The following is a 26,040-nucleotide window of genomic DNA, read 5'->3' on the forward strand; positions in this document are numbered from 1 at the left end:
AGTGGCTTGTGTTAATTGAAAAAACCGCCAATCCGGAAAGATTGGCGGTTTTATTTGAATCAATTGCGAGAGCTGTCAGGAAACGATCTGGGTCACTTCACGCATCGGCTTGCCCTTCACCGGTGCTTCACCCGCCACATAGTAAGTGGCAGTGCTGCGTGGCAATGGATTGCGGCCGCGGATCTTGTCGGCGATTTTCTCGGCGATCATGATCGTGGGTGCATTCAGGTTGCCGGTGGTGATGATCGGCATGATCGAGGCGTCGACCACGCGCAGGCCTTGCATGCCATGCACGCGACCTTCGCCATCGACCACGGCCATCTCGTCGGTGCCCATCTTGCACGAGCAGGACGGGTGGAACGCGGTTTCGGCGTGTTCGCGGATGAACTTGTCCAGCTGCTCATCGGTTTGCACGTCGATGCCCGGGCTGATTTCGCGACCACGGAAAGCGTCCAGTGCCGGTTGCTGCATGATTTCACGGGTCAGGCGGATGCCGTCGCGGAATTCCTGCCAGTCCTGCTCGGTGGCCATGTAGTTGAACAGGATGCTCGGGTGCTGGCGCGGGTCCTTGGACTTGGCCTGGATGCGACCGCGGCTCGGCGAACGCATGGAGCCCATGTGCGCCTGGAAGCCGTGCTCTTTCACACCGTTGCTGCCGTTGTAGTTAATCGCGACCGGCAGGAAGTGGTACTGGATGTTCGGCCATTCGAATTCTTCGCGCGTGCGGATGAAACCGCCAGCTTCGAACTGGTTGCTGGCGCCGATGCCGGTGCCGTTAAACAGCCACTCGGCACCGATGGCCGGCTGGTTGTACCAGAGCAGCGACGGGTACAGCGAGACCGGTTGGGTGCACGCGTATTGCAGGTACAGCTCAAGGTGGTCCTGCAGGTTTTCACCGACGCCCGGCAGGTCGTGGACCACCGGAATGTCGAGCTTGTTCAGCAGTTCGGCCGGGCCGACGCCGGAGCGTTGCAGGATCTGCGGCGAAGCAATGGCGCCGGAGCACAGCAGGACTTCCTTGCGCGCTTTGGCTTCGACACGCTCTTCAGCGTCGCCGACCAGGTAACGCACGCCGACCGCACGCTTGCCTTCGAACAGGATCTTGTCGGTCAGGGCGTGCGTCACAATGGTCAGGGTCGAGCGCTTTTTGGCCACGTCGAGGTAACCGCGAGCCGTGGAAGCACGACGGCCGTTCGGCGTCACGGTGCGGTCCATTGGACCGAAGCCTTCCTGCTGGTAACCATTCAAGTCTTCGGTGCGCGGGTAACCGGCCTGCACGCCGGCTTCTACCATGGCGTGGAACAGCGGGTTGTTGCCGGCTTTCGGCGTGGTCACGCTGACCGGACCGTCGCCGCCGTGGTAATCGTTCGGGCCGATGTCACGGGTTTCCGCTTTGCGGAAATACGGCAGGCAGTCGAGGTACGACCAGTCTTCCAGGCCTGGAAGTTTCGCCCAGCCGTCGTAATCCATGGCGTTGCCGCGGATGTAGCACATGCCGTTGATCAGCGAGGAACCACCAAGGCCCTTGCCGCGCCCGCATTCCATCCGGCGGCCGTCCATGTGCGGCTCTGGATCGGTTTCGTAGGCCCAGTTATAGCGACGGCCTTGCAGCGGGAACGCCAGGGCAGCGGGCATTTGCGTGCGGAAATCGAGCCGATAATCCGGGCCGCCTGCTTCGAGCAGCAGGACGGTGACGCCTTCGTCTTCAGTCAGACGGGTCGCCAGGGTGTTACCGGCAGAGCCGGCACCGATAATGATGTAGTCGAATTCTTGGGACATTGAATGCACCCTCTTTGATAGTGGTCAGGTCGGGCCTGGGCGAGTGCTGCGCACTCGATCGCCGGCTAGCCGGCTCCTACAGGATCGGGGGTGACCGATGATTTGGCGAACGACGCCAAAACTGTAGGAGCTGGCTTGCCAGCGATCACGGCCTGGCAAGCAATACAAGTCTCGGGTCTTAGAACACCGAGACGTAATCGCCCAGCTCGACCTGTACCGATTTGATGCGGGTGAAGTTGTTCAGCGAGCTAATGCCGTTCTCACGGCCAACACCCGACTGCTTGTAGCCACCGACCGGCATCTTCGCGTCGGATTCACCCCAGGCGTTGATCCAGCAGATACCGGCTTCCAGTTGATGAATCACGCGGTGGGCGCGGTTCAGGTCCTTGGTGACGATACCGGCGGCCAGGCCGAAGTCGGTGTCGTTGGCGCGGCGGATTACTTCTTCTTCGGTTTCGTACGACAGGATCGCCATTACCGGGCCAAAGATTTCTTCACGGACGATGGTCATGTCGTCGGTGCAGTCGGTGAACACGGTCGGCGCGACGAACGCACCTTTGGCGAATTCGCCGTCAGTCAGGCGTTGACCGCCGCACAGCAGGCGGGCGCCTTCTTCCTTGCCCTTGGCGATGTAGCCCAGCACGCTTTCCATGTGGGCGAAGCTCACCAGCGGACCGAAGTTGGTGTTTTCGTCTTCCGGGTTGCCGATGCGGATACGTGCAACACGCTCGGCAATCTTGGCTTCGAAAGCGGCTTTCAAGTGCGCCGGAACGAACACGCGAGTGCCGTTGGTGCAGACCTGGCCGGAGCTGTAGAAGTTGGCCATCATTGCGGTGTCGGCGGCGCGATCGAGGTCGGCGTCGTCGCAGATGATCAGCGGGGACTTGCCGCCCAGTTCCATGGTCACGTCCTTGAGCGAAGAGCTCGAGGCGCTGGCCATGACTTTCTTGCCGGTGTCGGTGCCGCCGGTGAACGAGACTTTCTCGATACGCGGGTGCTCGGTCAGCCAGGTGCCGACTTCACGGCCGCTGCCGGTCAGGACGTTGAACACGCCGTCCGGCACGCCGGCCTCGGTGTAGATTTCGGCCAGTTTCAGGGTGGTCAGCGAGGTGACTTCGCTTGGCTTGAAGATCATCGCGTTACCGGCGGCCAGGGCCGGTGCGGATTTCCACAGGGCGATCTGGATCGGGTAGTTCCACGCGCCGATACCGGCGACGACGCCCAGTGGCTCGCGACGGGTGTAGACGAACGACGTGGTGCGCAGCGGAATCTGCTCGCCTTCGATGGCCGGCACCAGGCCTGCGTAGTACTCCAGCACGTCCGCACCGGTCACGATGTCGACGTAACGGGTTTCGGAGTAGGCCTTGCCGGTGTCCAGGGTTTCCAGGGCCGCCAGTTCGTCGTTGCGCTCACGGAGGATTTCCACGGCGCGACGCAGGATGCGCGAACGCTCCATGGCGGTCATCGCAGCCCAGATTTTCTGGCCCTTTTCGGCGCTGACCACCGCGCGCTCGACGTCTTCCTTGGTCGCGCGTTGTACTTTAGCGAGGACTTCACCGTTAGCCGGGTTGATGGCTTCGAAGGTGGCATCGCTGCCAGCGTCAGAGTAACCGCCATCGATGTAGAGTTTTTGCAATTCGAAACGGGCCATAAAGTCCTCGCAAGTGCATCAGTGATTGGCGCTGTGCGGTGGTTGAGCGTTCTGTGTGTGCTCTAACTCACCCGCTTGGCCAGTTGGAAATCCATGTATTCGTAAGCGATCCGGTGCGCCTGCTCGGTGTCGAAAGCGTCTCCCGACAGCGCACCGCGCAACCACAAACCGTCAATGAGGGCTGCCAGGCCACGGGCTGCACTGCGCGCATCATCGAGCGGCAATACGCGGCGGAACTGGCAGCACAGGTTGGAATACAGACGGTGATCGTTGATCCGCTGCAACCTGTGCAAAGACGGGTGGTGCATGCTGGTGGCCCAGAAGGCCAGCCAGGTTTTCATTGCCGGGCCATTGACCTGGCTGGCGTCGAAGTTGCCTTCGATGATCACCTGAAGGTGAGCCCGTGGGCTCTCGTCCTTCAGCGCCTGACGGCGCGCGGTGACGTTCTCGCTCAGGACGGTCATCAGGTACTGCGCCGTGGCAGCGATCAGGCCGTTCTTGTCCTGAAAGTAATGACTGATGATGCCATTCGAGACACCGGCCAAACGGGCGATCAGCGCAATGCTGGCGTCCCCCATTCCGACCTGATCGACCGCCTGCAAAGTGGCTTCGATCAATTGCTGGCGGCGGATGGGTTGCATACCGACCTTGGGCATCTTGCACATCTCCTTAGGCCTTCCGGCAGACGCAAAACGTCTGTCGGACTGAGGGCCAGTCTATTTTGTTTTGATTGAACGTTCAATCAACAAAGAATAAGATCTGCGACAATTCGTCGCTGCCTACAGGTTTTTCCTACGCATGAATGACGAAAAACCGACATCTAAAATGGCTCGAAACCTATACGCCACGGCGCTTTTAGGGTTTCGGGCTTTTTCGGGGTGTCTTTATAACACCCGCTGGTCGGCTGCCAACTAACCGATTGGTCGGGTAACGCGTTGCCTTGTGATCTTCTCCCGCACTGCCCGGAGCATCTGTGCCATGAGTTCTGCCTCACTAATAAAGACCCCGCCCGAGAAGGTGACGGTCAACGGTTGGGTGTTCTACACCTCCACCGCGTTGATTCTGTTGTTGACCGCCATTCTGATTATCGCCCCGCAAGAGGCCGGTCGAATGCTCGGCACGGCGCAAGCCTGGCTGTCGCGCAGCTTTGGCTGGTATTACATGGTGGTGATCGCCGCCTATCTGATTTTCGTGGTTGGCCTGGCGTTCTCGTCCTACGGCAAATTGAAACTGGGCAGCAAGGACGATACCCCGGACTTCAGCTACGGCGCCTGGGCGGGGATGCTGTTCTCGTCGGGTATCGGCATTTCGTTGCTGTACTTCGGCGCTTCCGAGCCGCTGGATCACTATTTCAATCCGCCGGAAGGCGTGGCCGGCAGCAACCTCGCGGCGCGTCAGGCGGTTCAGCTGACGTTCCTGCACTGGGGCCTGCATGGCTGGGCGATCTACGCGCTGGTCGGCCTGGCCGTGGCCTATTTTGCTTACCGTCATAACCAGCCGCTGGCGTTGCGTTCGGCGCTGTACCCGCTGGTGGGCGAGCGTTGGGTCAAGGGCGCGGCCGGTCATGCGGTAGACGGCTTTGGCATGTTCGTGACCCTGCTGGGCCTGGTGACCAACCTGGGGATTGGTTCGCTGCAAGTGTCGTCCGGGCTGGAAAACCTGTTCGGCATGGAGCACAGCAACACCAACCTGCTGATCGTGATCATCGTGATGAGCACCGTGGCGACCATCGCTGCCGTGTCGGGCGTGGAAAACGGCATCCGCCGTCTGTCCAACCTCAACATCATCCTGTTCAGCGGCCTGTTGATTTTCGTCCTGCTGTTCGGTCCGACCCTGCACCTGCTCAACGGTTTTGTACAGAACGTCGGTGACTACCTGAACGGCGTGGTGCTGAAGACTTTCGACCTCTATGTGTACGAAGGCGACGGTGACAAGTCCGACCGCTGGTTGGGCCTGTGGACTCTGTTCTACTGGGCCTGGTGGATTTCCTGGGCGCCATTCGTAGGCATGTTCATCGCGCGTATTTCCCGTGGTCGCACGGTGCGTGAACTGGTGGCGGGCGTGTTGCTGATTCCGCTGGGCTTTACCCTCGCGTGGCTGTCGATCTTCGGTAACTCGGCCCTGGACCTGGTGATGAACCACGGTGCGGTGGAGCTTGGGAAAACGGCGCTGGAACAGCCGTCCATGGCGATCTACCAATTGCTGGAGCACTACCCGGCGTCGAAGGTGGTGATCGGTGTGTCGATCTTCGTCGGTTTCGTGCTGTTCCTGACCCCCGCGGATTCCGGCGCGGTGATGATGGCCAACCTTTCCTGCAAGGGCGGTAACGTCGACGAAGACGCCCCGCACTGGTTGCGGATTTTCTGGTCGGTGGTGATCACCCTGGTGACCATCGGCCTGCTGTTCGCCGGTAACTTCGAAGCCATGCAAACCATGGTGGTGCTGGCCGGTCTGCCGTTCTCGGTGGTGCTGGTGTGCTTCATGTTCGGTCTGCACAAGGCCATGCGCCAGGACGTGCAGATCGAACAGGAGCAAGCGCAGCTGGCGGCACGCGGTCGCCGCGGTTTCAGCGAGCGTTTGACGCAACTGGACCTGCAACCGAGCCAGTCGGTGGTCCAGCGTTTCATGGACAAGCATGTGAGCCCGGCCTTGCAGGACGCGACGACGCAGATGCGTGCGCAAGGCCTGGAAGTGCAGACGTTGTTGGGCAAGTCCAAGCGTTGCATGGGCGTGCGGGTCGAGATGGAAGAGGGCAACCCGTTTGTCTATGAAGTGAGCCTGGATGGTTATCTGGCGACGCCGACTGAATCGGCTCAATCCGATGAGGCGCGTCAGCGTTACTACCGCGCCGAGGTGTATCTGCACAACGGCAGCCAGGACTACGACTTGATGGGTTTCACCCAGGATCAGATCACCCGTGACGTGCTCGATCAGTTTGAAAGCCATCGGCAGCTCCTTGGCCGGGTGTACAGCTAAACCTTGAGATTCAGCGGTGCAGTCAGCTGCACCGCTGAACCATTGTGGTGAGGGAGCTTGCTCCCGCTCGGCTGCGAAGCAGTCGTAAATCCGGATAACGCGTTCTGTCTGAATCACCGCGGTGTCTGGTTTGGGGCTGCTTCGCAGCCCAGCGGGAGCAAGCTCCCTCGCCACAGGTTCTTTGTTTACAGCTCGATATCTGCACTAACAAAAACGCCGCGATCCTCTCGCGGCGTTTTTGTGTCTGTTGCCTTATCCCAGGTTCTTGCCGAGCAACGCGTGATACAGCTCGCTGTCGCCGAGAATCCCCACCACGTGATTGTTGTCGTGCAGCACCAGTTTGTTGCCGGTCTGATAACGAATCTGCAGCGCGTCGCGCATGCCGATGTTCGAGTCCACCAGCGTTGGCCTGCGACCGAGGCCTTCGACCGCCTGACCCGGTGCCCAGTTTTGCAGATCCAGGCTAGAGCCGTTCTGGCGAGCGCCCTTGATCGTGTTGCCTTCCGCCAGGTCCAGCCACGAATCGCCACCCGGATCGAGGCACACCGAACCGTTGATGCGCTTGCAGTTGTCCAGGGTGCGCATCAGGCTGCGACCGCACAAAACGTTCAGCGGATTGGTGTGGGCCACGAAGGTGCGCACGTAGTCGTCCGCCGGGTTGAGGACGATTTCTTCAGGCTTGCTGTACTGGATGATCCGGCCATCTTTCATGATCGCGATACGGCTGCCGAGCTTGAGGGCTTCATCGAGGTCGTGGCTCACGAACACGATGGTTTTGCTCAGCTTGCGTTGCAGCTCCAGCAGTTCGTCCTGCAGGCCCTGGCGGATCAGCGGGTCGAGTGCCGAGAACGGTTCGTCCATCAGCAGGATGTCGGCGTCCATCGCCAGCGCACGGGCCAGGCCCACACGTTGTTGCATGCCGCCGGACAGCTCATCCGGTTTCTTGTTGCGCCACTGGGTCAGGCCCACCAGTTCGAGTTTTTCATCGACCAGTTTCTTGCGTTCCTTCTCCGGACGACCCTGCATTTCCAAACCGAAGCTGATGTTCTCGCGCACTGTCAGCCAAGGCATCAGGGCGAACTTCTGGAACACCATGGCGATGCGCTTGGTGCGCATCATTTTCAGTTCGGCCGGGGTGCAGGAAGCAATGTTGATCTGCTTGCCTTCGTGTTCGACGAACAGCTTGCCGCGGCTGACGGTGTTGAGGCCGTTGATGCAACGCAGCAGGCTGGACTTGCCGGAACCGGACAGGCCCATCAGTACGCAGATTTCACCTTTTTCGATATCCAGGGTGGCCTTTTCGACGCCAACGATCTGCCCGGTCTTTTTCAGGATCTCGCTGCGGGTCATGCCCTGGTCAAGCAGTTTCAAGGCTTCTCGCGGATCTTTGGTGAAGATCACGTCGACGTCTTCGAAGCGAATAATGCTCATGCGTCACCCCCTACTTTGGCGTCGGGTTGTTTGCAGATACGGTCGAGCATGATCGCCAGCAGTACGATCGCCAGGCCCGCTTCGAAGCCCAGGGCGATATCAGCAGTGTTCAATGCGTTGACCACGGGTTTGCCCAGGCCATCGGCGCCCACCAGTGCCGCGATCACCACCATCGACAACGACAGCATGATGCACTGGGTGATGCCGGCCGCGATGCTCGGCATGGCGTGGGGCAGTTCGATCCGTGAAAGCAGTTGGCGACGCGAGCAGCCGAAGGCCTTGCCGGCGTCCATCAGTTCTTGCGGCACATCGCGGATGCCCAGGTATGTGAGGCGGATGGGCGCGGCAATCGCGAACACCACCGTCGAAATCAGGCCCGGGACCACACCCAGACCGAAGAGGGTCAGGGTAGGAATGAGGTACACGAAGGTCGGTACGGTCTGCATCAGATCGAGTACAGGACGCATCATGGTGTAGAACATCGGTTTATGCGCGGCGACGATGCCCAACGGCACGCCGATCAGCACGCACACCAGGGTGGCGAACAACACCTGGGCGAGGGTTTCCATGGTTTCCTGCCAGTACCCCAGGTTGAGGATCAGCAGAAAGGACGCGATGACGAAGGCGGTCAGGCCCCATTTGCGCTGGATGAGGTGTGCCAGTAGTGCGATCAGGCCGATCAAGACCAGCGGGTTGAACCAGGTCAGCGCAAACGTCACGCCGTGGATCATCGTTTCCAGTGACACGGCAATTGCGTCGAAGGTGTTGGCGCCGTGTTGCGTCAACCATTCAACGAAGCCTGCGATGTACTGGCCTAAAGGTATTTTCTGATCAATCAGCATGGTAGTGAACGTCCGCATGCAAGGAAATAAACAGCCCGGGCGGCGTATGCCGCCCGGCATAAGCGATGCTTCCTAAATCAAGGCTGTGCGAGCTTGGCTTTCACGGCCTCCAGGCCAGGTTTACCGTCAATGGTGGTCACGCCAGCGAGCCAGGTATCGAGCACCTGTGGGTTCTTTTTCAGCCAGGCCTTGGCGGCCGCGTCAGGCTTCATCTTGTCGTCCAGGACGTTGCCCATCAGCGTGCTTTCCATGTCGAGGGTGAACACCAGGTTTTTAAGCAGCTGACCCACGTTGCTGCATTCCTGGGCGTAACCCTTGCGGGTGTTGGTGAAGATGGTCGCCTGACCGAAGTTGGGGCCGAAGAACTCGTCGCCGCCGGTCAGGTACTTCATCTTGAAACGCGTGTTCATCGGGTGCGGTTCCCAGCCCAGGAACACCACGGCGGTGTTGCGGCGCTGGGCGCGATCGACTTGCGAGAGCATGCCTGCCTCGCTGGACTCGACCACCTTGAAGCCGGCCTCTTTCAGGCCGAAGGCGTTCTTGTCGATCATGCTCTGGATCAGGCGGTTACCGTCGTTACCCGGTTCGATGCCGTAGATCTTGCCGTCCAGTTCTTTCTTGAACTTGGCAATGTCGGCGAAATCCTTCAGACCTTTGTTATACAACTCTTCGGGTACGGCGAGTGTGTATTTTGCGTTTTCGAGGTTGGCACGCAGGGTGTCCACGGTCCCGGCATCACGGTAAGGCTTGATGTCGTTTTCCATGGTCGGCATCCAGTTGCCGAGGAAAATGTCCATGTTCTTGCCATCGGCCAGGGACTTGTACGTCACGGGCACGGAAATCATGGTGGTTTTTGTTTTGTAGCCCAAGGCATCGAGGACGACGCTGGTGGTGGCGGTGGTGACGGTGATGTCGGTCCAGCCGACATCGGAGAAGTTTACGGTACTGCATTGGGCCGGTTCGGCGGCTTGCGCCAGAACCGGCAGACTAAGCATGGCGGCCAACAACAACGACGGGGAACCTTTCATGGATGGACTCCTTGGTGTTTTTTTTGGCAGTGTTCCGACTGGACCACCGCACTTATAGGTTGCGGTTGGATGGCGTTTTGGAGACAGCTCTACCACGGCGCCTTGCAATCGAGTCGATACGATCATGTACCAGTGAAAATCTGACGCCTACAGGGTGCGTCGTAACCAGTACAGGGATGGTCGCATCCAGTGTCAGTGACGTCGTTTACAGATTTTTTCAGTGTCCTTTCTCCCGCTGCACCGCAAAAAAACGGCGAAAACATGGCGCAAAACGCACGCGGCGTTAGTGGACATGAGTGCGTCGGTGTGAGACGTCGAACGACACGTTAAAAGGCTGATGATGCGGCCATCCTGACGGATTGCAGCTTGAGCGTAGCAGCTCCGTCACCGGGCGCTCTTGCGCCTGGAGTTGGCACATCCAGGAGTCCGGCAGTAATGGCTATCAGTGTTTTCGACCTGTTCAAAATCGGCATCGGCCCTTCCAGCTCGCACACCGTGGGACCTATGCGGGCGGCAGCGCTGTTCGTGCAGGTTTTGCGCGAGCGGGGGCTGCTTGAGCAAGTGCGGCGCGTCGAAGTTCATCTCTATGGTTCGTTGTCGGCCACCGGCATCGGGCACGGCAGCGACAACGCGGTGATCATGGGCTTGATGGGCGAGTGGCCGGACGCGATCGATCCCTCGCAAATCGGCATCCGCATCGCCACCTTGCGCGAGACCGACACGCTGTTGCTCGATGGTCGTGTGTCGGTGCCGTTCATCTGGGCTCGGGACATGCGCCTGATCGATGAAAACCTGCCATTCCATCCCAACGCCATGACCCTGATGGTCGAAGGCGATGACGGCGAGTTGCATCGCGACACTTACTATTCGGTCGGCGGTGGTTTTGTGGTCGACGAGGCCCAGGCCTCAAGCGGCGTGGTTGATCTTGATCGCACCGTGTTGCCGTACGATTTTTCCAGCGCCGCCGAGCTGCTGGAACTGTGTAAGAAGCACAACCTGCGGGTGGCCGAATTGATGCTGGCCAACGAGAAGGTCTGGCGCAGCGAAGAGGAAATCCGCAGCGGCCTGATGACACTCTGGCGCGCCATGCAGGATTGCGTCGAGCAGGGCCTCAAGCACGAAGGCATCCTGCCCGGTGGCTTGAACGTGCGCCGTCGCGCGGCCAAGCTGCATCGCAGTTTGCAGGAGCTGAACAAGCCCAACGTAATCGGCTCGACCCTCAGCGCCATGGAGTGGGTCAACCTGTTCGCCCTGGCGGTCAACGAAGAAAACGCCGCCGGCGGGCGCATGGTCACGGCACCGACCAATGGCGCGGCGGGGATCATTCCAGCGGTCTTGCACTACTTTATGAAGTTCAGCGAAGACGTGACCGAGGCCAATGTCGTCGACTACTTCCTCGGCGCGGCCGCGGTGGGAATTCTGTGCAAGAAAAACGCTTCGATCTCCGGTGCCGAAGTCGGGTGTCAGGGGGAAGTCGGCTCCGCCTGCGCCATGGCGGCGGCAGGGCTGGCGGAAATCCTCGGCGCCACGCCGGAGCAGTTATGCAACGCAGCGGAAATTGGTTTGGAGCACAACCTCGGCCTGACCTGCGATCCGGTGGGCGGCCTGGTGCAAGTGCCGTGCATCGAGCGCAATGCGATTGCCGCGGTGAAAGCGATCAATGCAGCGCAAATGGCTTTGCGCGGAGATGGTCAGCACTTTATCTCGCTGGACCGGGTGATCCGCACCATGCGTGATACCGGTGCCGACATGCATGACAAATATAAGGAGACATCGCGGGGTGGGTTGGCGGTGAGTGCGGTGGAGTGTTGATGTAACTTCAGGATTTACTTGGATACATGTGAAGACCATTTGCAGCAGTAGCGTTCTTTAGAATGCCGGGCTCATTTCCTGACATCGAGGACTTATGCTCACGACAACGCTATCCGTTTCTGCTCCAAATCTTAGTGGGGTGCCTCTGGATCCGGGCTTTCGCGCGAAAAAAACGCTGGTCCACAAACAATTGGTTTCGACCGCCAATAATCCGGGTTCGCTTCATCTTGCCAGTAGTAGCAAGTCGACCTGGGTCAGGCACGATTGCTCTCCCGCGACGTTATTGCATAGTGTTGAGGTTCATGCTGGACGTGGGCTGTTGAACTTGAATGCTTCGAAGGATTTTGCCACTGGGGCGCTCAGCGAAGAGAGTAAGCGTGAGGTTGAGCGCGCGGTGACCTCTACTGCAGCCGCTCTGAATCAAATTACGGCCAGGAGTGACGCCGGAGCACCGTTGATTACGATTCACGAAAACCACTTGATTGGTGATGGTTTGGTTTACGAGGACCGCAATATTCCCCGGCAGGGTAACCCCGACGATTATGATCGTTACCACACTCTAGGGGTTCCATTTGCAGAAAATGGTCGCATGCAGCCGCATTATCATCTTGAGTTCAGGGGTGGGTTAACTGCCTCAATTGTCGCTGATGTACTCAATAGTCTTAACGATATAGGGACGGTCATTGCAGGGAAGGAAATTATTTCAAAAGAAGATATTGAACTGATCCTTGGCAAGCTGCCGGCTCGTGAAACAGCGAAGCCATCGCTGCGTACTCAGATCAAGGCTGTCCGCCAGTCGATCCCCGCTGAGCTTGACGCAAAGGCTTCAAAAACGCGGGTGCGCGATGAGCTTTTTGGAACATTTACGGCGATGGGAAGCGCTAATGTCGAGGCAAGTACAGGCCAGGTGTTTCGAAACGCTCATATGAACGGGTTTCGCATCGCGGAACCTGACTGTCTCGGTAACGGCAATACTCGTCTGAGCGATGATCTGGCTTTGGTTGAGTCTTTTACAGAGGGTGGTTCGACTCCTTCTTTGACTACCCAGCACTTGTTGGACATTCATCGTTCTTTTCGCAAAGCGATGGCTAATCTACCCGCTGCGGATGCGGACGGAATTGAAGTGAAGGAACTCGAGGTGTTTCAAAAGCGTTTGGCCGCAGCTTCTGAGCAGGTATCAAGGATGTTGAGGCATTCTTGATCGTCAAAATAAAGCAAACCATGCGCCGTACAGCGCTTGGTAGAGGGAAGCTTGTTTGCGATGCGGGTCAGTCAAAACTGCGCGTTAAGTGAACACCCGATTTGAACCGCGCCACCTTTTGGCGCGTCGCTAACAGATAACTCGTTTCACCGGTGGTCGCATCTGATTTAAAGGCTCGACCACCCGTCACCCCGTGCCTCTGGTGACACTCTCCCGGGCTGCTCGCAGCCCTGTTCCCACAAGTGCTACCGATTTGCTCACACGCAACGGAGCAACGCACTTGCCGCCGCTGATGGCACTTATAACCCCTACTCCTTGCGCGTCTTATATAGACACATTCCGACGTCGTTTTTAGGAGTTATTGAACGCGCATTCAAATTTAGGCATGGCAATTGCTCTGTCATTACAAAGCCCGTCTCTCACGCGAGAACGATGGCAATAACAAGAGCCTCCGCCTGAGGCCATCACCCGCTTTGTGTGAGGAGATACCGCGATGACGACGTTCAACTCCGGGGCCCAACCCCAGAACCGTGCGCCTCAATCCATCGGCTTTCTGCTGTTGGACAATTTCACGCTGATTTCCCTGGCGTCCGCTGTAGAACCGCTGCGGATGGCCAACCAGTTGTCCGGCCGCGAGCTGTATCGCTGGACCACCCTCACCGTTGATGGCGGTCAAGTCTGGGCCAGTGACGGCTTGCAAATCACCCCTGACGCCTCCATGCACAAAGCGCCGCCCCTCGACACTGTGATTGTCTGCGGCGGTATCGGTATCCAACGCACAGTTACCCGCGAACACGTGTCATGGCTGCAAAGCCAGGCGCGCCAGTCCCGTCGCCTCGGCGCGGTCTGCACTGGCAGCTGGGCCCTGGCCTGCGCCGGTCTGCTGGACGGTTTCGATTGCAGCGTGCACTGGGAATGTCTGGCGGCGATGCAGGAAGCTTTCCCGCGGGTGGCCATGAGTACTCGCCTGTTCACCCTCGACCGTAACCGTTTCACCAGTTCCGGTGGCACCGCGCCGCTGGACATGATGCTGCACCTGATCAGCCGCGATCACGGCCGTGAGTTGTCGGCGGCGATCTCGGAAATGTTCGTCTATGAACGCATTCGCAACGAGCAGGATCACCAGCGCGTGCCACTCAAGCACATGCTCGGCACCAATCAGCCGAAGCTGCAGGAAATCGTCGCGCTGATGGAGGCCAACCTCGAAGAGCCGATCGACCTCGACGAACTGGCGGTGTATGTCGCCGTCTCACGTCGTCAGCTGGAAAGGCTGTTCCAGAAATACCTGCACTGCTCGCCGTCGCGCTACTACCTGAAACTGCGCCTGATTCGCGCGCGGCAGTTGCTCAAGCAAACGCCGATGTCGATCATCGAAGTGGCGTCGGTGTGTGGCTTCGTGTCTACGCCGCACTTCTCCAAGTGCTACCGCGAGTACTTCGGCATTCCGCCACGTGACGAGCGTGTGGGTTCCAACACGACCCAGCAAGTGGCAATGATGCCGTTGCCGCAGGCGCTGGTGCTGTCGCCGTTGTCCGGGCCGTTGTCGGCGTTGAGTCAGGCGCGCAATGAATCGACATTTGCCAGCGTAAGGCTCTAAACCGGGGCGCCTTTGTGGCGAGGGAGCTTGCTCCCGCTGGGCTGCGCAGCAGCCCCAAGTCCGGTATATGCGATCTTCCAGCTAGATTGCATTTACCGGTTTTGCGACTGCTTCGCGCTCGAGCGGGCGCAAGCTCCCTCGCCACAGAGTTGTTACACCTCGGCCCTCAGGCGCTACGGTTCTGCTGAAACTCCGCCAACGCCGGCAGCAACTGCTTGTCGATAGCCTGACGCACGGCCGGCAGAATCGTCGCGCTGCTGGTGTACATCTGCTTGACCATGGTCCGCAGCACGATGGCCCGTTCGTTGTTCAGACCCCGCACCGCACATTCGCAAGCCTGCTCGGCCGTGGCGCCGCTCGGCACTTGAAACCCCAACGCTTTCAGTTGGCCCAACAGGTCTTCCTGGTCTATCAAATCGGCGTGCATCATGACGCAATCCTTCTTCAGGGAACGGTGTCTTGGTTCGATTCTGGTGGGGGGATGGGGTGGCGGCAAGGACGATTTGTCGCAATGGCCGCAATGACTAAGAACAGGTCGTTTTCGGGTAATTTACCGGCGAAGAGAGTCGGCACACTGGACTCAGCTCGCTTCACGATGGTTTGGTCACCCTCGCGTAACGGCTCCTCAACAGTACCCTCCTCAGCTCCGATCTTGTCACGGCTTGATCGGGGTTTTTTTTGCCTGCAAAACGCAATCGCTGGCAAGCCAGCTCCTACATGGTTCGCGTAATCCTGTAGGAGCTGGCTTGCCAGCGATGAACGATGGCGCGGTCTAGCGTTGCAACACCAGAATGCGCGACAACAACTCATCCCGATCCACATAACACCCCTGGAAATGTCGCGCTCCGGTGGCGGGATCAAACGCATTGCGCGCATGCAGAGTGCGGCGGTTGTCGAAGCACCACAGCTCGCCGGGATGGAGCCGCTGCATCAACCTGAACCTGGGCTCGCGAGTCATGGCGATGAAGCGACGGTAAGCGCGATAGAGCTTGGGCATCTGTTCCACCGAGGCATCGAATGGACCGCGCAAAAAGTTCGCCATACGGATTTCAGACACCTGCCCCAGCGCATTCAAGGCGATGATCGGCGCCAGGCAACGGTAGTCGCTGTGACGGTCCTTGTTGCGAAACTCCACAGGGATCTGGCAAAGGCTGTTGAAGGACTCCGGGTCCTCGCGGCGCAGCGCATCGGCAATCGCGAAACCGTCGACAAAAATACTTTCGCCGCCCTCGGCATCGTTGACCAGGCAATGCAGGAATTGCAGCCCCGGTTGCAACTCCCGGGTCGGCAAATCGCTGTGCAGTGGCAGGTTGAAGGCGGTGTAGGCATTGCTGTCGGCGTCGGCCTTGGATTGCACGTTAAACAGCACGCCGAAATTGCTCTCGCGGATGAAGGAAATCCGCTGGGCGATCAGCTTCAGGGAGCCGGGTTCAGTCGGCACGCCGCGGACTTGGGTCAGGCCGATATCACGCACCGCCAGCAGCCATTGCAGCAAGGCGTCGTTATCGTTCATCAGTGCCTGGTATTCGAACACCGGCAGCTGCAAATCACTGTGCCAAAGCCTGGCTTTGGGCTTGCCTGCCAGGCGCTCGGCGCGGGACTCGTCGTCGTAGGCATGCGCCCTCAGCCAGCCTGGATCGAAGCGGCTGAGGTGGCCGTCCTGCCATTGCACGCACAGGCAACCTTCGGCGTCGACCGTGGTTTCGGTCGGCAGCAGATTTTCCGGCACGTCGACAATTTCCAGCACCTGCTCGCGCGTCACCGTATAGACGCATTGCGGGCACGGACAGTTGTCCCGCAGCCATGAGTGGTGGAAGGGGCTGGTGCGATGGTCGGCCCACTTCACCAGAACCCGATCCGCCATGACCTGCACGCCTGTCAGGGCGCTGATCAACGGATAAGTACGGAAGTCGGCAAAAGCGGCGGCGGTGTTCAATGGCGATCTCCTTGTTATTTTTTGGTGGGTAGCGCGATCACCCGGCCGATGTAGGCGGGGGTGGGGAGGTCGGTCTGCTCGGCGACGATGGCTTGCAGCTTGCCCAGGGTTTGCTCGCTGAACGGCGTGGAGCGAGGCCCGGCCAGATCCACATGCAGCAGCATCTGCTCGTTGCCCGCCAGTTCCTTGTTGTCACCGACCAGATGCAGGCTGTGGTAGAGGTGCAGGCGTTTGCTGTCGTAGGCGATGATCTGGGTACGCACTTCGACGTCGGCATCGAGCTTCACTTCGTGCAGGTAATTGAGGTGCAGTTCCAGGGTAAACAGCGAATTGCCGCTGGCTTCGCGGTTGTTGCTGTCCATGCCGAGGCGATCCATCAGGGCATCGGTGGCGTAGCTGAAGATCAGCAGGTAAAAGGCGTCGCGCAGGTGGCCGTTGTAGTCGACCCAGTCGGGGATGATTCTGGTTTGGTAGGTGGTGAGGGTGGGCATGTCATCAAATCCTCAAGTCAGCAAAACCTGTAGGAGCCGGCTTGCTGGCGGTAAACGATAACGCGGTACACCTGATGCACCGCGTCGCCTCGATCACCAGCAAGCCGGCTCCTACAGAGAGCGGTGGTGCTTATTCGGCAAATGCCATCCCATGCTTCTCTTTGGTGGTCTTCACCGCCTCAAGCACCGCGAGCAGGCAGTCATCACGATAGCGCTCCAGCGCCGAAATGCTGTGTTTGCCCAGTTGGTCGCTGGTGCCATCGACCACGTCGTCGATCAACTTGTCGGTCAGTTCCGGCGCCGGCAGATAAGTCCAAGGCAACTGCAACGCCGGGCCAAACTGCGCCATGAAGTGGCGCATGCCGGCATCGCCGCCGGCGAGTGTGTAGGTCAGGAACGTGCCCATGAACGACCAGCGCAGACCGGCGCCAAAACGGATCGCGTCATCGATTTCACCCGTGGTCGCCACACCGTCGTTGACCAGGTGTAGCGCCTCACGCCACAGCGCTTCGAGCAAGCGGTCGGCGATGAACCCCGGCACTTCCTTGCGCACATGCAGCGGGCGCATGCCAAGTGATTCGTAGACGTTCATCGCCGCTTGCACCGCTTCGGGCGCGGTGTTTTTGCCGCCGACCACTTCCACCAGTGGCAACAGGTAAACCGGGTTGAACGGGTGACCGACCACGCAGCGTTCCGGGTGGGTCGAGCTCTCGTAGAACTCGCTGGGCAACAGGCCGGAAGTACTGGAGCCGATCAGGGCATTGGGCTTGGCCGCGGCGCTGATTTTACTGTGCAGATCCAGTTTCAGCTCCAGGCGTTCCGGGGCGCTTTCCTGGATGAAGTCGGCGTCGCGCACGCATTCTTCGATGGTCGCGACAAAGCGCAGGCGATCCTGCGAGGCACCGGGAGCCAGGCCCTGTTTCTCCAGCGCGCCCCAGGCATTGGCGACACGTTTGCGCAACGCGGCTTCGGCACCGGGCGCCGGGTCCCAGGCCACCACGTCAAGGCCGTGGGCGAGGGCGCGGGACACCCAGCCACTGCCGATGACACCGCTGCCCAGCGCGGCGAAGGTTTTGATTTCGGTGATGAAGGTCATGGCAACTTCCTAAAGAATTCGGTGGAGCCCGTAGGAGCCGGCTTGCTGGCGATAGCGATGTTTGCAGCGCCGCAGAGGCGGTGGTTGTACCGGCCTCATCGCCAGCAAGCCGGTTCCTACGGGGTTGTGTTTGGGAGGCTTAGCCGCGTTGAGTCAGGCCCATTTTCTTGCGGCCTTCAGCCGGGGTGAGCACGCGGGCACCGAGGCGGCTGAGGATTTCGCCAGCGCGTTCGACCAATTGGCCGTTGGTCGCCAGCACGCCTTTATCCAGCCACAGGTTGTCTTCCAGGCCGACGCGCACGTTGCCGCCCAGCAGCACCGCTTGCGCTGCCATCGGCATTTGCATGCGGCCGATGCCGAAACCGGCCCAGACGGCGTCTGCAGGCAGGTTGTCGACCATGGCTTTCATGGTGGTGGTGTCCGCCGGGGCGCCCCACGGGATGCCCAGGCACAGCTGGAACAGCGGGTTGTCGAGCAGGCCTTCCTTGATCATCTGCTTGGCGAACCACAGGTGACCGGTGTCGAAGATTTCCAGCTCGGCTTTCACGCCCAGCTCTTGAATGCGTTTGGCGCCAGCGCGCAGCTGGGCCGGGGTGGACACGTAAATGGTGTCGCCGTCGCCGAAGTTCAGGGTGCCGCAATCGAGGGTGCAGATTTCCGGCAGCAGTTCTTCAACGTGGGCCAGGCGGGTCAGCGGGCCGACGAGGTCAGTGTTCGGACCGAACTCCATCGGGTTCTCACCGGCGCCGATTTCCAGGTCGCCGCCCATGCCAGCGGTGAGGTTGACGATGATGTCGACGTCCGCTTCGCGGATGCGCTCCATCACTTCGCGGTACAGCGCCACGTCACGGCTGAACTTGCCGGTTTGCGGGTCGCGAACGTGGCAGTGCACCACGGTGGCGCCGGCCTTGGCGGCTTCCACGGCGGCAGCGGCGATCTGTTTCGGGGTGACCGGCACGTGTGGGCTCTTGGCGGTCGTGTCGCCAGCACCGGTGAGTGCGCAGGTGATGATGACGTCGTGGTTCATGAGGCGGTTTCCTTCAGGCGTAGTGGTTCCGTTCGCAGCCCTGTCGGGCTGCGAATCGGTGGTTCGGTTCAGAAAAAAAGAGCGGGTTATTTACTGGTCAGTTTCAGATGTTCAGCCGCCGGTTTGCCATCAAAGGTGGTCACACCTTCGAGCCAGCGCTGCTTGTCCTGCGGATGATCTTTCAGCCATTGCCTGGCCGATTCGAAAGCGTCCTTGTGATCCAGCAGCGGCTGCATCATCCGGCTCTCGTCTTCGGCGGTGAACGTCAGGTTGCTCAGCAGGCGGCCGATGTTCGGGCATTGTTCGGTGTACTTCGGCGCGGTGACCGTCCACACCGTGGCCATGCCTTCATCCGGGCCGAGAGCGTCTTCGCTGCCGGTGAGGTAGGTCATTTGCACGTTGACGTTCATCGGGTGCGGCGCCCAGCCGAAGAACACCACGGCTTCCTTGCGACGCACGGCGCGGTCCACGGCGGCGAGCATGCCGGCCTCGCTGGACTCGACCAGCTGGAACTTGCCGAGGCCGAACTGGTTTTTGCTGATCATCGCCTTGATCTGGGTGTTGGCGCCCGAGCCAGGCTCGATGCCGTAAATCTTGCCGCCCAGTTCTTTTTCGAACCTGGCGATGTCGGCGAAGGTTTTCAGGCCCTTGTCGGCGAGGTAGGTCGGAACGGCGAGGGTGGCGCGGGCATCTTTCAGGTTGGGTGCTTCAAGCACCTTGACCTGGTTGGCGTCGACGAACGGGGTGATGGTCTGGGTCATCAGCGGGTTCCAGTAACCCAGGAACAGGTCCAGGCGCTGATCGCGGATCCCGGCGAAGATGATTTGCTGGGAGGCGCTGGTTTGTTTGGTGTTGTAGCCGAGGCCATCGAGCAATACCTGGGTCATGGCGCTGGTGGCGATCACGTCGGTCCAGTTCACCACGCCCATGCGTACATTCTGGCAAGAGGCGGGTTCGGCGGCCATGACGCTGGCGCTCAGTAACGCGGTACCACTGAGTGCAAGAACACAGCTGCTGATCAGTCGTTTCATCTCAGGTTCCTCGGCAGTTCGTTATTGTGGGTCCCGGCGTCTGATGCGCCGGTGATGCCAAGTTACGCAGCAAAGCACCGATGAAAGCGCACTGCGGCGACCAGCTCTTGCACTGCAGCGACCTGCCCTCTTGAATGCCTGCTGCAAGTGGCGTATCAACGTCCTCACGCTACCCGCCCTCTCGTTACACGCCAATCGAGTGCGCTCCATGTCCCAGGATTTCTATTTCTTGTTGATGCCGGGTTTCTCGGCCATTGGGTTTATCTCGGCCATCGAGCCGTTGCGGGTGGCCAATCGCTTTCGCGGCGAGCTGTATCGCTGGCATGTGCTGAGTGCGGACGGCGGGGCGGTGCTGGCCAGTAACGGCATGTCGGTCAACGCCGATGCGGCGCTGGAGCCTCTGAAGAAAGGTGCGACGTTACTGGTGGTCGCCGGTTTCGAACCGTTGAAGTTCGCCACGCCTGCGCTGGAGCACTGGCTACGGCGGCTGGACAACGAAGGCGTGACCCTTGGTGCCATCGACACCGGCAGCTTCATCCTCGCCGAAGCGGGCCTGCTCGAGGGTCATCGCCTGACCCTGCACTGGGAAGCCATCGACGCCTTCAAAGAGTCCTATCCGCAGCTCAGCGTCACCCAGGAGTTGTTCGAGATCGACCGTCGGCGCATCACCTCTGCAGGCGGCACCGCGTCCATTGATTTAATGCTGGATCTGATCGCCCAGGCCCACGGCCCGGAACTGGCCATCCAGGTCAGCGAACAATTCGTGCTCGGCCGCATCCGCCCGCGCAAAGACCACCAGCGCATGGAAGTCGCCACGCGTTATGGCATCAGTAACAAGAAGTTGGTGCAGGTGATCGGCGAGATGGAACAGCACAGCGAGCCGCCATTGACGACGCTCGAATTGGCGGAATCGATCAAGGTCACCCGGCGTCAGCTCGAACGGCTGTTTCGCCTGCATCTCAACGACACGCCGAGCAATTTCTATCTGCGATTGAGGCTGGAAAAGGCCCGGCAGTTGCTGCGCCAGACGAACATGAGCGTGCTGGAGGTGAGCATCGCCTGTGGGTTTGAATCGCCGTCGTATTTCACCCGTAGCTATCGGGCGAAGTTTGAGCGTTGCCCGAGGGAAGACCGGCGTTCCGCGAAAGCATAAACACTCGGAAACCTGTAGGAGCCGGCTTGCTGGCGATACCGGTGGATCAGTCAGCATCTTGATTGACTGGTGCACCGCAAATCGCCAGCAGCCGGCTCCTACAAGTTGGGGGCGCTTACTTCTTCACCAGCGCCGAACACGCCGTCTTGTAGGCCTCATGCTGATACTTGTTCAGCGTCCCCGGCAGTTCGAAATTGTGCTTCTTGGCCTGGGCATTGATCGTCTGCGGCGACAACAACGTCACTTCGCAATTCTCCAGTAACTGGAAAATCCCTTCGATCTTGAACGTGGTCGGCCCACCGGCAAACTCGCCTTTCTTGCTGCGCTTCTTGATCGCAATGCGATCGATCGAATTCTCGCGCACAAATGATGCAACCTGCGCCGCGAACACTTTGACGTTGGCGGCTTCGTCGTCATCGTCGAGGGCGATTTTCTTGGTGGCAAGCGCCAAGTGGCTCAGGGCCGAGCCTTCGAGGAACGCCACGGCGATGATCGCTTCGCTGCCTTTGATTTCGATGCCGCAGACTTTCATGTTGAATCCCTTAGCTGGCTGATGGCTTGTAGCTTACAGCGCAAGTCGGCCGACCATTGCATCACTCCTGCCCAATCGACTCCAAAAACTCCGACCGTTCATCACTCATCCGCGCCACGCAATCATTCTGCGCAATGGTGAATGCCTTGCTGCCGGTGGTGGCCGGGAAAGCTTCCACGGCGCAGTCGGCGTCGCGGGTTTTCAGCCATTGTTGTTGCGCGGCCTTGATTTTTGCGCTGATGTCGGCCAGTTGCGACGGGTTCTTGCCGTAGAGCGACTGCATGCGCTCGTTCAGGCTTTTGTAGTTTTCGCTCAGCAGCTCTTCGGCGGTGGTTTTGCTAAAGGCCGAGCATTCCAGGGTCTGGATGTCGTTTTCGACTTTGTCGCAGGGGTTGTCGTCGGCTTCTTCAGCCGCGTGTACGCCAGTCGCTATCAGTGCCAAAGCCAGGAAGATCGATTTCATTACATCGCCCCAAATTTAGTAATGCGGCGAATTCTGGCTCAACCGCGGGGCCTTGAACAGGGCGCTGATTACGCCCGGCGACGACCCTTTGTCGCAGATTGACGCTTTCGGCAAACCCCCTGTCGTTTTTGCACCGGGTCGCCCCGGTCCTCAGGCATATGCTGGCCCCAAAGCGCCGGCAGACGATTCGGCGCATGAATCGCTAATAAGGGGACAGCCTGATGAGCCCAGCCGAATTGCACGCCGACAGCATCGTTATCGACGGGCTGATTATTGCCAAGTGGAACCGTGAGCTGTTCGAAGACATGCGCAAGGGTGGTCTGACCGCGGCCAACTGCACCGTGTCGGTGTGGGAAGGCTTCCAGGCCACCGTCAACAACATTGCCGCCAGCCAGAAACTGATCCGTGAGAACAGCGACCTGGTGATTCCGGTGCGCACCACCGCCGACATCCGCAAGGCCAAGGAGCAGGGCAAGACCGGCATCCTCTTCGGCTTCCAGAATGCCCACGCCTTTGAAGACCAGATCGGCTATGTCGAGGTGTTCAAGCAGCTCGGCGTCGGTATCGTGCAGATGTGCTACAACACCCAGAACCTGGTCGGCACCGGTTGCTACGAGCGTGACGGCGGCCTGTCTGGCTTCGGTCGTGAAATCGTTGCCGAGATGAACCGCGTTGGCGTGATGTGCGACTTGTCCCACGTGGGTTCAAAAACTTCCGAAGAAGTCATCCTCGAATCGAAAAAACCGGTTTGCTATTCCCACTGCCTGCCGTCGGGTCTGAAAATTCATCCGCGCAACAAGTCCGATGAAGAGCTGAAGTTCATTGCCGACCACGGCGGTTTCGTCGGCGTGACCATGTTCGCGCCGTTCCTGGCCAAGGGCATCGATTCGACTATCGACGACTACGCCGAAGCCATCGAATACACCATGAACATCGTCGGCGAAGACGCGATCGGCATTGGTACCGACTTTACCCAGGGCCACGGCCAGGACTTCTTCGAGTACCTGACCCACGACAAGGGCTATGCCCGCCGCCTGACCAGCTTCGGCAAGATCATCAATCCGCTGGGCATCCGCACCGTCGGCGAGTTCCCGAACCTGACTGAAACCCTGCTCAAGCGCGGCCATAGCGAGCGTGTGGTGCGCAAGATCATGGGCGAGAACTGGGTCAACGTCTTGAAAGATGTTTGGGGCGAATAAGCCGCCGCACTTCTGAATCCTTTCCTGCGGCCGTCCGTGCCGCAGGCAACACAACGAATTTTCTGGAGTTAAGTTTCCATGGCCAAGATCGCCCCGCAATTGCCTATCGAAGTCGACAGCGAGACCGGTGTCTGGACGTCCGACGCCCTGCCGATGCTGTACGTGCCGCGCCATTTCTTCGTCAACAACCACATGGGCATCGAGGAAGTGCTGGGCGCTGAAGCCTATGCCGAAATCCTCTACAAGGCCGGCTACAAGTCCGCCTGGCACTGGTGTGAAAAAGAAGCCGAATGCCACGGCCTGGAAGGCGTCGCGGTGTTTGAGCATTACATGAAACGCCTGTCGCAACGCGGCTGGGGCCTGTTCAAGATCCAGGAGATCGACCTCGACAAAGGCACCGCCAGCGTCAAGCTCGAACACTCGGCATTCGTCTATGTGTACGGCAAGGTCGGGCGCAAGGTCGACTACATGTTCACCGGCTGGTTTGCAGGGGCCATGGATCAGATCCTCGCCGCTCGCGGCAGCCAGATCCGCACCGTGGCCGAGCAAGTCTACGGTGGCTCCGAAGAGGGCCACGAAGACGGCTTGTTCATCGTCAAGCCGTTGTAAGTCGAGGAACCCGCCATGGCTTTCGAAGCAATGTTCCAGCCGATCCAGATCGGCAAACTGACCATCCGCAACCGCGTGCTCAGCACCGCGCACGCCGAGGTCTACGCGACCGACGGCGGCATGACCACCGACCGGTACGTCAAGTATTACGAAGAGAAGGCCAAGGGCGGGATCGGCCTGGCGATCTGCGGTGGTTCGTCCGTGGTAGCCATCGATAGCCCACAGGAGTGGTGGAGCTCGGTGAACCTGTCCACCGACCGGATCATCCCGCATTTCCAGAATCTGGCCGACGCCATGCACAAGCACGGCGCCAAGATCATGATTCAGATTACCCACATGGGCCGTCGCTCGCGCTGGGACGGCTTCAACTGGCCGACCCTGATGTCGCCGTCTGGCGTGCGTGAACCGGTGCACCGTGCCACCTGCAAGACCATCGAGCCGGAAGAAATCTGGCGGGTGATCGGCAACTACGCGCAGGCAGCGCGCCGCGCCAAGGCCGGTGGCCTGGACGGCGTCGAACTGTCGGCGGTGCACCAGCACATGATCGACCAGTTCTGGAGCCCGCGGGTCAACAAACGCACCGATGAATGGGGCGGCACCTTCGAAGGCCGGATGAAGTTCGGTCTGGAAGTCTTGAAAGCCGTGCGCGCCGAGGTCGGTGACGATTTCTGCGTGGGCATGCGTATCTGCGGTGACGAGTTCCACCCGGATGGTCTGTCCCATGAAGACATGAAGCAGATCGCCAAGTATTACGACGACACCGGCATGCTCGATTTCATCGGCGTCGTGGGTTCGGGTTGTGACACCCACAACACCCTGGCCAACGTGATTCCGAACATGAGTTATCCGCCAGAGCCGTTCCTGCACCTGGCTGCCGGGATCAAGGAAGTGGTCAAGGTTCCGGTGCTGCATGCGCAGAACATCAAGGACCCGAACCAGGCGACCCGTATTCTGGAAGGCGGTTACGTCGACATGGTCGGCATGACCCGCGCGCACATTGCCGACCCGCACCTGATCGCCAAGATCAAGATGGGCCAGATCGACCAGATCAAGCAGTGCGTCGGCGCCAACTACTGCATCGACCGTCAGTATCAAGGCCTGGATGTGCTGTGCATCCAGAACGCCGCGACCTCCCGTGAATACATGGGCCTGCCGCACATCATCGAGAAAACCACCGGCGTGAAACGCAAAGTGGTGGTCGTGGGTGCCGGTCCTGCCGGGATGGAAGCCGCTCGCGTGGCTGCCGAACGTGGCCACGACGTGACGCTGTTCGAGAAGAAAGAATTCATCGGCGGGCAAATCACCACCGCTTCGAAAGCCCCGCAGCGGGACCAGATCGCCGGTATCACCCGCTGGTATCAGCTGGAACTGGCACGTCTGAAAGTCGACCTGCGCCTGGGCACTGCGGCGGATGCGCCCACCATCATGGACCTGCGTCCGGACGTGGTGGTGCTGGCCGTCGGCGGTCATCCGTTCATCGAGCAGAACGAACACTGGGGCGCGGCTGAAGGCCTGGTGGTCAGTAGCTGGGACATCCTCGATGGCAAGGTGGCACCGGGCAAAAACGTGCTGGTCTACGACACCATTTGCGAATTCACCGGCATGTCCACCGCCGACTTCATTGCCGACAAGGGCAGCCAGGTCGAGATCGTCACCGACGACATCAAACCGGGCGTGGCGATTGGCGGTACGTCGTTCCCGACTTACTACCGCAGCATGTACCCGAAAGAAGTGATCATGACCGGCGACATGATGCTGGAGAAGGTCTACCGCGAAGGCGACAAGCTGGTGGCGGTGCTTGAGAACGAATACACCGGCGCCAAAGAGGAGCGAGTGGTGGACCAGGTGGTCATCGAAAACGGCGTGCGTCCGGACGAGGAAATCTACTACGCGATGAAGGAGGGCTCGCGCAACAAGGGCCAGATCGACGTCGAAGCCTTGTTTGCGATCAAGCCGCAGCCTTGCCTGGAACAGAGTGGCGACGGCTACCTGCTGTTCCGCATCGGCGACTGCGTGGCGCAGCGGAACGTGCATGCGGCGATCTATGACGCGCTGCGGTTGTGCAAGGATTTCTAACGGATAACCACCATCACCTGTGGCGAGGGAGCTTGCTCCCGCTGGGCCGCGAAGCGGCCCCAAAACGTGCAGTCGAGGTGCATCAGGTATGCAACTGCGGCTGGTTAGGG

The 26,040-nt window shown here is 59.8% G+C and carries 22 protein-coding genes; 8 read left to right on the top strand and 14 right to left on the bottom strand.

Features of this window, described 5'->3' with window-relative positions:
• Positions 1-75: 75 nt before the first annotated feature.
• From betA to betI, 3 genes are all read right to left on the bottom strand, one after another.
• A complete protein-coding gene (betA, locus tag KHO07_RS02050) occupies positions 76-1,779 on the bottom strand; it encodes a choline dehydrogenase (RefSeq protein ID WP_150734218.1) in 1,704 nt (567 codons plus the stop codon).
• Between the two features lie 178 nt (positions 1,780-1,957).
• Entirely contained in the window at positions 1,958-3,430 is a 1,473-nt protein-coding gene (gene betB, locus KHO07_RS02055; RefSeq protein WP_075946245.1) for a betaine-aldehyde dehydrogenase, read from the bottom strand.
• 62 nt (positions 3,431-3,492) lie between these two features.
• Entirely contained in the window at positions 3,493-4,086 is a 594-nt protein-coding gene (gene betI / locus KHO07_RS02060) for a transcriptional regulator BetI (RefSeq protein WP_075946244.1), read from the bottom strand.
• A 379-nt stretch (positions 4,087-4,465) separates the two neighbouring features.
• On the opposite strand from betI, the gene KHO07_RS02065 reads away from it, so the two are divergent.
• On the top strand, positions 4,466-6,406 hold the full coding sequence (locus KHO07_RS02065; RefSeq protein WP_244858297.1) for a BCCT family transporter: 1,941 nt from the start codon (positions 4,466-4,468) through the stop codon (positions 6,404-6,406).
• A 252-nt stretch (positions 6,407-6,658) separates the two neighbouring features.
• On the opposite strand, the gene choV is transcribed toward KHO07_RS02065, so the two are convergent.
• The 3 genes from choV to KHO07_RS02080 form a co-directional block, all read right to left on the bottom strand.
• Positions 6,659-7,837 carry a choline ABC transporter ATP-binding protein gene (gene choV, locus KHO07_RS02070; RefSeq protein WP_150734220.1) on the bottom strand — a complete coding sequence of 393 codons (1,179 nt, stop codon included), beginning with the start codon at positions 7,835-7,837 and terminating at the stop codon, positions 6,659-6,661.
• Positions 7,834-8,679, bottom strand: a complete 846-nt coding sequence (gene choW / locus KHO07_RS02075) for a choline ABC transporter permease subunit (RefSeq protein ID WP_075946241.1) — start codon at positions 8,677-8,679, stop codon at positions 7,834-7,836. The genes choV and choW overlap by 4 nt, the downstream gene beginning before the upstream one ends.
• A 77-nt stretch (positions 8,680-8,756) precedes the next feature.
• Positions 8,757-9,707: a choline ABC transporter substrate-binding protein gene (locus KHO07_RS02080; RefSeq protein WP_075946240.1), complete on the bottom strand. Its 951-nt coding sequence runs from the start codon at positions 9,705-9,707 to the stop codon at positions 8,757-8,759.
• A gap of 435 nt (positions 9,708-10,142) precedes the next feature.
• Between KHO07_RS02080 and KHO07_RS02085 the strand changes: the two genes are divergently transcribed.
• The 3 genes from KHO07_RS02085 to KHO07_RS02095 all read left to right on the top strand — a co-directional run bounded on the left by KHO07_RS02085 (position 10,143) and on the right by KHO07_RS02095 (position 14,317).
• Positions 10,143-11,519, top strand: a complete 1,377-nt coding sequence (locus KHO07_RS02085) for an L-serine ammonia-lyase (RefSeq protein WP_212626357.1) — start codon at positions 10,143-10,145, stop codon at positions 11,517-11,519.
• Positions 11,520-11,613: 94 nt separating this feature from the next.
• A complete protein-coding gene (locus tag KHO07_RS02090; protein WP_212626358.1) occupies positions 11,614-12,720 on the top strand; it encodes a hypothetical protein in 1,107 nt (368 codons plus the stop codon).
• A gap of 493 nt (positions 12,721-13,213) precedes the next feature.
• Positions 13,214-14,317: a GlxA family transcriptional regulator gene (locus KHO07_RS02095; RefSeq protein ID WP_095052585.1), complete on the top strand. Its 1,104-nt coding sequence runs from the start codon at positions 13,214-13,216 to the stop codon at positions 14,315-14,317.
• A 166-nt stretch (positions 14,318-14,483) separates the two neighbouring features.
• On the opposite strand, the gene KHO07_RS02100 is transcribed toward KHO07_RS02095, so the two are convergent.
• From KHO07_RS02100 to KHO07_RS02125, 6 genes are all read right to left on the bottom strand, one after another.
• Positions 14,484-14,747 carry a hypothetical protein gene (locus KHO07_RS02100; protein WP_150734223.1) on the bottom strand — a complete coding sequence of 88 codons (264 nt, stop codon included), beginning with the start codon at positions 14,745-14,747 and terminating at the stop codon, positions 14,484-14,486.
• Positions 14,748-15,089: 342 nt separating this feature from the next.
• The gene (locus tag KHO07_RS02105; RefSeq protein WP_212626359.1) at positions 15,090-16,253 is read right to left on the bottom strand and encodes a gamma-butyrobetaine dioxygenase; all 1,164 of its coding nucleotides are present in this window, start codon (positions 16,251-16,253) and stop codon (positions 15,090-15,092) included.
• A 14-nt stretch (positions 16,254-16,267) separates the two neighbouring features.
• Entirely contained in the window at positions 16,268-16,744 is a 477-nt protein-coding gene (locus KHO07_RS02110) for a thioesterase family protein (RefSeq protein ID WP_212626360.1), read from the bottom strand.
• A 130-nt stretch (positions 16,745-16,874) separates the two neighbouring features.
• The gene (locus KHO07_RS02115; protein ID WP_150734226.1) at positions 16,875-17,840 is read right to left on the bottom strand and encodes an L-carnitine dehydrogenase; all 966 of its coding nucleotides are present in this window, start codon (positions 17,838-17,840) and stop codon (positions 16,875-16,877) included.
• 139 nt (positions 17,841-17,979) lie between these two features.
• Positions 17,980-18,867, bottom strand: a complete 888-nt coding sequence (locus tag KHO07_RS02120) for a 3-keto-5-aminohexanoate cleavage protein (RefSeq protein ID WP_150734227.1) — start codon at positions 18,865-18,867, stop codon at positions 17,980-17,982.
• Positions 18,868-18,953: 86 nt separating this feature from the next.
• Positions 18,954-19,898, bottom strand: a complete 945-nt coding sequence (locus KHO07_RS02125; RefSeq protein ID WP_212626361.1) for a choline ABC transporter substrate-binding protein — start codon at positions 19,896-19,898, stop codon at positions 18,954-18,956.
• 208 nt (positions 19,899-20,106) lie between these two features.
• Here KHO07_RS02125 and KHO07_RS02130 point away from each other — a divergent pair, with 208 nt between their 5' ends.
• Positions 20,107-21,051, top strand: a complete 945-nt coding sequence (locus KHO07_RS02130) for a GlxA family transcriptional regulator (RefSeq protein WP_212626362.1) — start codon at positions 20,107-20,109, stop codon at positions 21,049-21,051.
• 115 nt (positions 21,052-21,166) lie between these two features.
• Here KHO07_RS02130 and KHO07_RS02135 read toward each other — a convergent pair whose 3' ends face one another.
• Both KHO07_RS02135 and KHO07_RS02140 read right to left on the bottom strand, forming a co-directional pair.
• Positions 21,167-21,583 (bottom strand): DUF3010 family protein, encoded by a 417-nt coding sequence (locus KHO07_RS02135; RefSeq protein WP_212626363.1) that lies wholly within the window; start codon positions 21,581-21,583, stop codon positions 21,167-21,169.
• Between the two features lie 61 nt (positions 21,584-21,644).
• Positions 21,645-22,046, bottom strand: a complete 402-nt coding sequence (locus KHO07_RS02140; RefSeq protein ID WP_212626364.1) for a lysozyme inhibitor LprI family protein — start codon at positions 22,044-22,046, stop codon at positions 21,645-21,647.
• 221 nt (positions 22,047-22,267) lie between these two features.
• Between KHO07_RS02140 and KHO07_RS02145 the strand changes: the two genes are divergently transcribed.
• The 3 genes from KHO07_RS02145 to dgcA all read left to right on the top strand — a co-directional run bounded on the left by KHO07_RS02145 (position 22,268) and on the right by dgcA (position 25,930).
• On the top strand, positions 22,268-23,245 hold the full coding sequence (locus KHO07_RS02145) for a dipeptidase (RefSeq protein WP_008033250.1): 978 nt from the start codon (positions 22,268-22,270) through the stop codon (positions 23,243-23,245).
• 78 nt (positions 23,246-23,323) lie between these two features.
• Entirely contained in the window at positions 23,324-23,854 is a 531-nt protein-coding gene (locus KHO07_RS02150) for a DUF5943 domain-containing protein (protein WP_150734231.1), read from the top strand.
• 15 nt (positions 23,855-23,869) lie between these two features.
• Complete coding sequence (gene dgcA / locus KHO07_RS02155) at positions 23,870-25,930, top strand: dimethylglycine demethylation protein DgcA (protein WP_056853891.1); 2,061 nt, start codon at positions 23,870-23,872, stop codon at positions 25,928-25,930.
• Positions 25,931-26,040 lie beyond the last annotated feature (110 nt).

It is taken from the genome of Pseudomonas sp. PP3, from assembly GCF_905336995.1.
GTDB lineage: Bacteria > Pseudomonadota > Gammaproteobacteria > Pseudomonadales > Pseudomonadaceae > Aquipseudomonas > Aquipseudomonas reinekei.